Origin of the sequence: Mesorhizobium sp. M7A.F.Ca.CA.002.04.1.1 (assembly GCF_004022805.1) — a bacterium.
Lineage (GTDB): Bacteria > Pseudomonadota > Alphaproteobacteria > Rhizobiales > Rhizobiaceae > Mesorhizobium > Mesorhizobium ciceri.
The window spans coordinates 1-9,781 of sequence record NZ_RZPL01000146.1; the positions used below are offsets into that span (position 1 = coordinate 1).

Below are 9,781 nucleotides of genomic sequence, written 5' to 3' on the forward strand. Positions count from 1 at the left end.
CTCAAGGGGTTTCGTCGTGATGAAGCCCCAGGCCTACAACGTCCCCAGCGAGGCATTCGTTCGGGATTTCCGAACGCCAGTCAGCCCGCTCAACCTTACACCAAAATATGTCTTCGAAGGTTTCGCCAAGTGCTGCTATCCGTACCAGAAATTCGACTCCGACACAGAGCGGGAATTCGCGGTCATCGTGGAGGCTGCCAGCGAAGCCGGAGTGTTGCGCTGGATGAAACCCGCAATCGGTCAGTTCAGGATCGAATACGCGTCCGGGCAGTCATACGAGCCGGATTTCGTGGTCGAGACTACCAAGGACAAGTTCATCATTGAGATCAAGGCGAAGAATGAGATGGCCGACCCGATTGTTCAGGCGAAGGCCAAGGCTGCCCGGAAATGGGTGCATCACGCAAATGAGCACGCCAGGGATACGGGCGGAAAGCCGTGGACTTATGTGCTCGTGCCACATGACGCGGTGAAGCCAAGCGCGACGCTGGCCTCGCTGGTTTCGGCCTATTCGCAGGCAGGGGAGCTTGTTTGAGGGCGTGACCAAGGTTTTGAAAAGGCCCGAGGGGGCATCGGTCCAGTGACCAGAATGAATCATGAAAGACCGATCTTCAAACTCCTGGCTGACCTCAAACGCGACAAGAGCAGAACGCCGCCAGAGAGCTTATTAAAACTGGAAAAGAAATATTCTTCGACCTTGCAGAGCAACGATGGCACCAAGCTAAGAGGATCTTCGGAGAAAAAGATCATCCATGAAGTGGCGCTAGGAATTTTCGATCATGTGAAGCGGCACAACGATGTTCGGGTCATTCACTCTCTGCTGAATGCCGTCGAAAAGGAAGTTTACAAATCGGCGATCAGCGAATGGTTTCGCCGTTATGGAAGGGTCGACACGGACGGCACCGGAAAATTCTCTCTATGCAAGGACAAGAATTTTGATCGTCCTTCGGCGGTTCAAAATCCCTTCTGGACGCTCACGCCGATTTTCACAAAGCAGCGGCCGTTCAATTTCGCCCGAGAACTAGAAAAACTCGTCGACAGGGCGACCGAACGGGCAGACAAGCCATCGCCCAGCGATGTTGTTGATCCAATCCTTCTCTCGTAGATAAAGCGGCTGATTGGGACACGCAGGTGAAGGCGCGAGGATAGCTTAAAACTATAAGTGTAGTTTGGCTCAGCGAATTATAAGCACACTCGATTAGGGGCGAATAGGGCTAATGCGACCATTTACAAGATCGATCATAGAGCTTTTTGACGGTAAGAGACGCTACCTGATTCCGCTGTATCAGCGGCAATACGCCTGGAAAGTGACCCCCCAACTGGAGTTGCTTTGGGAGGATATTCAGCGGGCTGCGGCAAAGCTTGAGGCGGAAGGCGTGTTATCTGCGCCCCACTTCATGGGAGCGATCGTGATCTCGCAGGTGAAAACGTTCGGCAAGCAGGTGCAGGCGTTTGAGGTCATTGATGGCCAACAGCGCCTTACGACCTTCCAGTTGCTCCTGACCGCCCTAAGGGACGTGGCAGCCTGCCACTCACCCGAATATGCGGACGAGGTAGCCAAGTACATCTTCAACGATGGTGTAATGGAGCAGCCAGAAGTCGAGCGGTTCAAGCTTTGGCCGTCACTCACCGACCGTGCTTCTTTCATCGGAGTGGTTGACGCTGAGGACAAGTCGGATGCGGCAACCTTCCGTTTGGATGATGAGCAGGGTGTGGTTCGCCCGTCGGTAGCGGCGCATGCGTTCTTCAAGGATCGCATCGAAAAGCACGTCCGGCCGAATGGTGAATATGATGCCTTTCGCATGGAGAAGTTGTTTGAGGCGTTACGCGTCGGGTTGGCAGCAGTATCAATCGAACTTGAAGGTGGCGATGACGCTCAGACGATCTTCGAAACGCTTAACAGCCGGGGAGTCGATCTGACCGCCGGTGATCTCATGCGTAACTTCATCTTTCAGCGAGCGAAAGGGTTGGGACAGACCAAGGGTTCTCTGAATGTAGACCGCCTGTACCAGGATTTCTGGCTCCCGCTCGACGGTTGGTTCTGGAAGGAAGGGGATACACGCGGTCGTCAGACGAAGTCCCGCCTGGATTGGCTGCTTGTCGACCACCTTACAATGAAGAAAGCGGAGACCGTTTCGGTCGACGATCTCTTTGAATCCTATCGCAGATGGATTTTGGACCTCACGCCGTTCACCTCCATCAAAGCTGAGCTCGAATCGATCGCAGCAAGCGCGGCAGTTCATCGACGGCTATCGGATCAGTCGACCGATGATCCTTTGGGACGCTTCGGGCGCTTTACCAAGGCGTTCGACGTGTCAACGGCCATGCCTCTCGTGCTCTATCTAGCGGGCGAAAGCGCGCTGGACGAAGGCGAGCTGCCCGATGCTCTCCGGCTGATCGAATCCTATATCGTCAGGCGCGATATCTGCGGCCTCACGACCGCCAATTACAACAAGTTCTTTGTCGATATGATCGCAAAGCTTCGCGCGGGCGGCCAAGTGTCAGTCGCGCGTGTTCATCAATTGCTGTCCGCGAGTCAGGCGGATGCGATCCGTTTCCCGCCAGACAGCGAATGGAAGGCGCAATGGCTTGGTCGCGACCAATACAAAGGGAGTCGTCAGCCGCGCCTTCGGTATCTGTTCGAGGCGCTTGAACACCAGAAAAGGAACGATCGCAGCGAAGTCGTCGCCATCCGGAGCGATTTGACGCTCGAACACATCATGCCGCAAAAATGGCGCGAGAATTGGCCCGTTCCGGGTTTTGATCACGTTGCGGCCGGCGAGGTGGATATTGACCAGGTTGCTCGCGAGGTTGACCGCGACAAGATCATAAACAAGCTCGGCAACCTCACACTGCTGACCCAGAAGCTGAACACGTCGGCTTCGAACGGATCGTTCTCGACCAAGATGCCTGCTGTGAGAGCACACACGGCGCTCGCGCTGAACCGGGAACTCCATCAGTACCAGGCATGGGATGAGGAGACCGTCTCACACCGTGGAAGCGCGCTGTTCGATACGGCGCTTTCGATATGGTCCGGCCCGACGATTGCTGAGCAGAATAATCAGAACGCAGGCGCAGGGCACGCGTTGACGCAGCAGGCCGACGCTGCGGAATAGGCGGCGCGGAAATGGGTTCACCATGCGAACGAGCATGCTAGGGAATGGGCGGAAACCGTCGTCCTATGTGCTTGTGCCGCATGATGCCGTGAAGCCGAGCTCGACGCTGGTGTCGGCGTACGCGCAGGCCGCGGAGTTGGTGTGACTGATCATAGTTTTTTGAGGGAGAGGGATGGCCAACAGCGCCGTCCCTGTGGGGGGGTGAATTGCTGGAGAGTGTAACGGCAACAGAGTTTCTGCGCCCGGCCTCTCAGGGTCGCACCGCTCCGATCCTTTTGATGTGCGAGGATGCGGCAGGAGAGACCGTCGAGGTTTTCTGCAAGCTATCCAGCGGATGCGATGCCGGGGTGTCGAGCTTGTCTCGGGAGAGCATAGGTGCCTGCTTGGCTGCGGACCTCGGATTGCCTGTTCCCCGTCCCTATTGGGTTCGGCTGCCCCCTGAGTTCATAGAGTCTGTTTCAGACGAGACTGTTCGCCAGAAGCTTGGCGTGAGCTCACCTGTCGGATTCGGATCACTGCGTGTTCCCAACCAGTTTGCAGCATGGGCGAAAGGCAATTTGATTACTGACACAATGATGCCTGACGCAACTGGTATTCTGATCTTCGATGCGATCATCCAGAATCCGGATCGACGCGACGGGAATCCCAACTGCTTGGTGAAGGGCGACAATCTGCGGATATTCGATCACGAGCTGGCTTTCATGACTGAGCAACTCCTGTTCTGGAAGCCGCCCTGGACACTAGGTGGCCTGAGTTGGGTCGGAGTGCCAGGAGCCCATATTTTCGTTGGGGGATTGAAGGGGCGGGATGTTGATTATGATCTCATCAAGGATCGCTGGGTTAACTTGTCAGATGAGGTGATTGCGAGCTATCAGACCGCAGTTCCGGACGAGTGGGCTGGCTCGGAGGCCGCCGTTCACGCAGCGCTTAAGCTAATTCGAGATGCACGAGACAACATCGACGGGTGTTTGGATGAAGTGCGGAGGATACTGAAATGAGCGATCGCCATCCCTACAACTTCATTGTCCTGCGTTATGTCCACGACATCGTAACCGGGGAGTTCGTGAACGTTGGCGTGATCTTGCATGTCTCACGTGAGGGCATCCTGAGGTGGCGCACGCGAAAGACCATAGGCCGTATCAAAAGCGTGTTCCCGGATCTCGATCGCGAGGCCTTCGTGGCTGCTATGCGGAGTGTCGAGCGGGGTATGCGTGGCGCTTCCAAGATGCTGCCCAAGGAGGGTCTGTTCAGGCAAGATCGCGGACTGGACTCCTACGCCAAGTCAATCGTACCGAATGACGACAGTTCCCTACAATGGTCACCTGTCAGCTCCGGTGTGACCAACGATCCATCGAAGACCTTCGAGCGTCTCTATGAGCGATTTGTTGGCCGCTACGATGTGACCGTGAAGGCCAGGAAGACTGACGAGGATATCTGGCGGCCCGTCCGTACCATGCTAGCCGAGCGGAATCTGAACGTGGAACTGGAAAAGAAGGTCTTATCCAGCAAAGCGGATAGTATCGAGTTCAAGCACGCATGGAAGAACGGCAGTTGGCATGCCTATGAACCGTTGTCGTTAGACTTGGCGGATGCTGATGGGATTAAGGACAAGGTCCGTCGCTGGCGTGGGCATCTTGCTGCTGTCGCAGATGACGCGCAAGAGCCGTTGAAGCTGCATTTCATTGTGGGTGCGCCAGAGAACCGTCAGCTTATGCCTGTCTACAAAAACGCGCTTGAGATCTTACGTGGCTCTCCATTCGCACCGGAGATCGTTGAGGAAACGCAGATCGCCTCATTGGTCGATGAAATCGAGGATGAAGTTCGGTCGCACAATCAGCGGATTTGATCCGTGATGGTGCAGCCTCCGCATGGCTAATCAGCAGCCATGTCGGAACGGCTCACGATCGTGAGGGGCGAGGATTAGGCACACAACTCTGTCTCGTCGAAAATCATTTGAGTATGCCTTTAGCGGACCGCGTTTTTAGGTGGTTCGATAATAACGTTTGACCACCCTAATCGTACCAGACAATATGAGACCATTCATATCGAACCGGGGCCTCATATGTTCGTCCGCGCCTATCTCCGAGCCTCAACGAAAGAGCAGGATGCCAACCGAGCCAAAGGTGACCTCCTCACGTTTGCCAAGGAACGTGGACTGCAAATCGCCGCTACCTATGTGGAGAATGAAAGCGGGGCCTCCCTCGCACGACCGGAACTCTTCCGACTCCTCTCGGATTGCCAACCAGGAGACATCCTGCTGATCGAGCAGGTGGATCGCCTCAGCAGGCTGAACGGTGCAGATTGGAATAAGCTAAAGGACGAAATTAGAGATCGACACATCAAGGTTGTCGCCCTCGACCTACCGACATCATGGGGCATGGCATCGGGGAATGCCGATGAGTTCATGTCCCGCATGGCAGACGCAATCAACAACATGATGCTCGATGTGATCGCGGCAGTCGCTAGGAAAGACTACGAGGATCGTCGGCGTAGGCAGACGCAGGGTATCGCGAAAGCCAAGAGCGAGGGAAAATATCGTGGCCGGCCTGAGGACAAGGCCCGCAATAAAGCGATCCAAAGCATGCTCACCAGCGGGCAAAGCTGGAGCACCATCATTTCGGCAACGGGATGCTCTCGGTCAACGCTGGCGAGGTTGGCAAAGGGAGTGGCGGGGTAAGACTGCCGGATGCCCGAAATTTTCGGCCGCGACATTTTGCACCCGGTTGCAAAGTCTCCCGGTGGCAGACTCATGCGAAGGGCCGTTGCGGCTTTTGTAGCTCCAAAGACGGCAGTTTCTGGGAGCATCGCGGCTAGTGTGCATTGGCTTCATTGAGTGTTCGATCTACCGAGGTGAGCCATGAAAGTCCGACAGAGCGACACGTTGTGCCGATGGATGAAGCCGGCTTCGGGGTATTCCGGCCCAGCGTAGGTCAATTCGATGTTGGACCATGTGGCCACCACCCAATCGGCGAACCTGTGTGCCTCACCGGGCGCCCCCCGCCAGTTCGTCGCTATACACTGCGCAACCGCCCGGCGCTGGTCATCCGGCCACGGTGCCGCAATGTTCGGCCAATGCTGTTCGGCAGACCGGTGTAACGTCTCCTCGATTGCCTCCAGCGTGAGCCGGACAACCGTCTGGTCAAGGGGGGACTGATTAGGGCCGGAAAGGGGGGCGGCCGGAACCGGGGGGTTCTCTTTCGCCGGAGGCGTCTTTTCCCCGGAAGCGCCTTGAACGACCGGGCGAACGCGTTGCCGGATAGGATGAGACGTTTCGGTTTTCGGGGCCGACCCCTCGTTGCCGGCAGGCGGCGAGTAATCATTCCCTCTGAGCTTTGAATTTCCTTCTGCGGTTCCTTCTGAAACGTTCTCTCTAAATGCCCCTCGGTTTTCCGTTGGGGTAGTCCCTTGGCTTTTCGTGGGGGTAGCCCCTTGGTGTTCCGTGGGGGTCACCTTCCTGCCCCCTCGGTTTTCCGTGGGAGTTGCCCCCACACTTTTCCGTGGGAGTGCCTTTTGCGACACTGGTGGGTCGGACGGTTCCCAGTCGAGGTTGAGAGTAATGCGCATACCTTTGGCATTGCCGGGGGAGTGCTCTACCGTGATGAAACCCTCGGCCTCTAACCACTGGATATGCCCTCGGGCTTGCGTTTCCTTCGGCCCGCTCGCCTGCATTATCTGCCTGTAGGTGAGCCAGCACGTGCTCACGCCCCAGTTCACGGTTTTGTCGATGATGATCAGGATCGTGTCTCGCGTGCCCACCGGTATGTAGTGACGCCAGACGCGGATGTATTGCCGCATGATGCCCTGTTGGGAAATCGTGCGAGACAATGGCCAATTCTCCGGCCTGTAGTGGCTGTGCATCCGCCATTCCTTTTGGTCCGGCTGCTGCACTGGCTCTGTCGTGTCGATGTCTGGGGGATTGTTGGTGTTGTCCGCGTCGGTGGTGGCATCGGCGGATTGAGGGCGTGAATAGGCTAGGTGAGGGGACATTTGGTCTATTCCTTGGTCTGAGAGGGGCGGCACCGCCATCCGACCAAGGAAAAATGCGGCACCGCCCCTGTTGACAGTCCACGCGGCGCAGCGTGAACCAGCGCACCCCATATCTACCATGAGCGTGGTCAAATCGACAGTGCTTCTGAAGTGTAATCGGCAGGAAAAGTTTGCAACAAGTTGCAAAATCAAAGCAATGTGTTGACGAAGACTTCGTATGGCAGTGCGAAAGCTTCTGGGCCAGACGTGCGCTCGTGTTGCTATTCGGGCGAACTGTGCCAGACTCCCGGTCGTGGTCAAAACGGGCGTGAATTTTCATGGACATCATTTTTCCGGTCGCGGCGCTTTGGGTAGCCGGGGGCGTTCTCTTCCTTCAGGGCATCGTCACCAATCGCGACGCCAGCCCGGCAGTGGCGGCGAACTCTCGCGCCGTGGTCGACGATCTCTTGCGGCTCCGGCCGGCCGCGTTGGTCGCGGCGGCGCTCTTCTTGGTTGCCTGGCCCGCCATCTGGATCGGTGCGCATATCGTGCGCCGCTGAGTTTGCACCCGGTTTCAAAAAAGTTGCCCAAGCCATGCTGCATTCTTCGACCATAGCCGACGATCACGGGTCCATGCTGGCCCGGCTCAAAGCCGCCCACGCGTTCGTTGCGTCGCTTGTGGTCGAAGATGCGATCTATGCGCCGATCTTCACGCGGCTAGAGGCGGAAATCGCGGCCGAAGAGGCGAGGGGAGACCCCATCGCCCGGGCGCGGGCAATCGTCGCTGCTCAAAGGGCGAAGCTCTGAAGGATGTCGCGCTTGTGCGCCAACGTCGCGCCTTCGCCGTAGCGTTCCCTGCCCAGCGCATGGCCGAACAGGTCGCGCCGGATACGCTCATCTACCTTGGCGGCAATCATCCGGTCTTCAAAAGAATGCCGCAGGCTGTAGAGAACATGTTCCGGTGTCTCTAACAGGTCGTGTTCCCGAAGGTACTTGTTCACCGTGTCGCTGATCTTGTCCTTGAAACGATAGGTCGGAAAGCCTTGCGGGCAGTGCTTGAAGGCTTCGAGCGACACGCCTACCAGCGGAATGACACGCTCGCTCACCTTGTTCTTTAGCTGCCGGCCTTCCGGCTCAATGCTGATATATGGCACGTCAACATCCAGGCGGATGTGGTGCGGCATGAGCCCGGCCGCTTCGCCGGGGCGATAGCCGGTGTTGATCATGCCAAGCAGGATGCACCGGGCTTCCGTGTTCAAGCTGTCCAGCGCGCCGGGGGCAAGCAGCTTGGTCTTGATCCAGTCGACCGAGAAAGGCGGGCGGGTCCGCTCCTTGTCGGCTTTGAAGGTGAGGCCGTCCAGCGGCAGGACCAGCCCTAGCCGCTTCATCTTGACCACGGTGCGAAGGATATTGCCGATGTGCTGGAAATCCTTGTTAGCAGTGTCGGGCTTGGCATCGCCGGCCGCTATCCGCTCCATCCATGTTTCGCGGAAGTCGAGCATGTCGTCTCCGGTGATCTCTGAAAGCTCCTTGTCGCCGATCTCTTCAATCAAGTTGGCGATGGCACGTTTGCGGGGGTGCTCCCAGCGGCGAAGCTGATCCTCGCTCTTGCCTATCGTGTCCTGCTTGGCAAAGCCCCAATACAACTCCAGTGCCTTGCTGATTTTGATCCCCGGTTCGGGAGCGCCGCCCAGCACGGCGCGCGCCTCGATCTTGGCAGCATCGCCATTGAGCTTCAGGGCGGACTCGACACGTTCGAGCAGCTTTTCGCGGGGGAGTTGGGCGATGCGATCAGCGGGCAGGTAGTTGTAGCCGCGCACGGCGGCCAGTTCCTTCGCCGCTGCAAACCGTCGCTCGGCATCGTCGGTTGCGCCGGCAAGGGTAGCTTCCCAGCCCTCGACCATATGCGCCCATGCGGTTGGAGCCTTCTGTCGCGCAACCGTTTCGGAGTCCGTGTGAAGGCTGATCCAGATTTGAGTGCGCGGCTCGATTGCAGCATAGCGCTTAGGCACTCGGCGGACGATGTGGAAGGTCTTATTGCGGCGCTTGACGTTCATACCGCTACCATGCGCGCTGCGCCTGTGTATGGCAATATGTGCAGCAGGATGTTTAGCAAAATTCCGCGTGCCGATTGATCACCTGACGCTGTCGGCGCGGATTATTCAATTAAACCAAAGCGTTGGAAAGTCTGGCAATGCGCTGAAAGCACAGAAATTGGCTCCCCGGGCCGGATTCGAACCAGCGACCAACCGGTTAACAGCCGGTTGCTCTACCACTGAGCTACCGGGGAACGGAGGCTCTTATGTGAGTGGCGCAGCCTATAGCTGCCCTTTTCGGCTTTGCAAAGAAGCTTTTCACATTTTTCCGAGGCTTTTTCGCATAGGCCTTTCTCGCAATCGTCGAAGGATGCCCTCATATTAGCCGTCTTGGCAGGGATATGGAACCGAAAGCGCGGCGGCGGCTTTGGTTTGAGCATGCTTGCGAACGATCGAAACGGGTCAATCTTTCGAGACGATGACAGCACAAGACAACCAGATGCCGGCGCGCAAAATCTCTGTTTTCGGGCGCGAGTTCAAAATGCCGCGCTCGCGCGGGCTCAGAATCACGATCGGCATCCTGCTGACCATCGGTGGCATCCTCGGTTTCCTGCCGATCCTCGGCTTCTGGATGGTTCCGCTCGGATTGCTGGTGCTGTCCTATGA

At 57.2% G+C, this 9,781-nt stretch carries 10 protein-coding genes, 1 tRNA gene and 1 pseudogene; 9 read left to right on the forward strand and 3 right to left on the reverse strand.

The features are described 5' to 3' along the window. The 6 genes and pseudogenes from ENZ75_RS10440 to ENZ75_RS10465 form a co-directional block, all read left to right on the forward strand. Nucleotides 1-532: pseudogene (locus tag ENZ75_RS10440) on the forward strand (restriction endonuclease subunit R); the annotation flags it as partial. A 54-nt stretch (nucleotides 533-586) separates the two neighbouring features. Beyond that, entirely contained in the window at nucleotides 587-1,102 is a 516-nt protein-coding gene (locus ENZ75_RS10445) for a hypothetical protein (RefSeq protein ID WP_063168130.1), read from the forward strand. Nucleotides 1,103-1,214: 112 nt separating this feature from the next. Then, nucleotides 1,215-3,113: a DUF262 domain-containing protein gene (locus ENZ75_RS10450; RefSeq protein WP_063168129.1), complete on the forward strand. Its 1,899-nt coding sequence runs from the start codon at nucleotides 1,215-1,217 to the stop codon at nucleotides 3,111-3,113. A 206-nt stretch (nucleotides 3,114-3,319) separates the two neighbouring features. Then, complete coding sequence (locus tag ENZ75_RS10455) at nucleotides 3,320-4,111, forward strand: HipA family kinase (RefSeq protein WP_206617027.1); 792 nt, start codon at nucleotides 3,320-3,322, stop codon at nucleotides 4,109-4,111. Continuing rightward, nucleotides 4,108-4,959 carry a DUF3037 domain-containing protein gene (locus ENZ75_RS10460; RefSeq protein WP_063168127.1) on the forward strand — a complete coding sequence of 284 codons (852 nt, stop codon included), beginning with the start codon at nucleotides 4,108-4,110 and terminating at the stop codon, nucleotides 4,957-4,959. Before ENZ75_RS10455 ends, ENZ75_RS10460 begins: the two co-directional genes overlap by 4 nt. A 216-nt stretch (nucleotides 4,960-5,175) precedes the next feature. Further along, nucleotides 5,176-5,790: a recombinase family protein gene (locus ENZ75_RS10465; protein WP_063168126.1), complete on the forward strand. Its 615-nt coding sequence runs from the start codon at nucleotides 5,176-5,178 to the stop codon at nucleotides 5,788-5,790. A gap of 149 nt (nucleotides 5,791-5,939) precedes the next feature. Here ENZ75_RS10465 and ENZ75_RS10470 read toward each other — a convergent pair whose 3' ends face one another. After that, the gene (locus ENZ75_RS10470; protein WP_063168125.1) at nucleotides 5,940-7,100 is read right to left on the reverse strand and encodes a hypothetical protein; all 1,161 of its coding nucleotides are present in this window, start codon (nucleotides 7,098-7,100) and stop codon (nucleotides 5,940-5,942) included. Nucleotides 7,101-7,417: 317 nt separating this feature from the next. On the opposite strand from ENZ75_RS10470, the gene ENZ75_RS10475 reads away from it, so the two are divergent. Further along, nucleotides 7,418-7,639, forward strand: coding sequence for a hypothetical protein (locus ENZ75_RS10475; protein ID WP_063168124.1), 222 nt, complete (start codon nucleotides 7,418-7,420; stop codon nucleotides 7,637-7,639). Between the two features lie 34 nt (nucleotides 7,640-7,673). Then, on the forward strand, nucleotides 7,674-7,886 hold the full coding sequence (locus ENZ75_RS34300; RefSeq protein WP_063168123.1) for a hypothetical protein: 213 nt from the start codon (nucleotides 7,674-7,676) through the stop codon (nucleotides 7,884-7,886). On the opposite strand, the gene ENZ75_RS10480 is transcribed toward ENZ75_RS34300, so the two are convergent. Together ENZ75_RS10480 and ENZ75_RS10485 are read right to left on the reverse strand one after the other, a co-directional pair. Further along, a complete protein-coding gene (locus tag ENZ75_RS10480; RefSeq protein ID WP_063168122.1) occupies nucleotides 7,868-9,136 on the reverse strand; it encodes a DUF6538 domain-containing protein in 1,269 nt (422 codons plus the stop codon). The genes ENZ75_RS34300 and ENZ75_RS10480 overlap by 19 nt on opposite strands. Before the next feature lie 158 nt (nucleotides 9,137-9,294). Continuing rightward, nucleotides 9,295-9,369, reverse strand: a tRNA-Asn gene (locus ENZ75_RS10485). A gap of 224 nt (nucleotides 9,370-9,593) precedes the next feature. On the opposite strand from ENZ75_RS10485, the gene ENZ75_RS10490 reads away from it, so the two are divergent. After that, a partial coding sequence (locus ENZ75_RS10490; protein WP_127266668.1) for a hypothetical protein occupies nucleotides 9,594-9,781 on the forward strand: 188 nt, incomplete at its 3' end.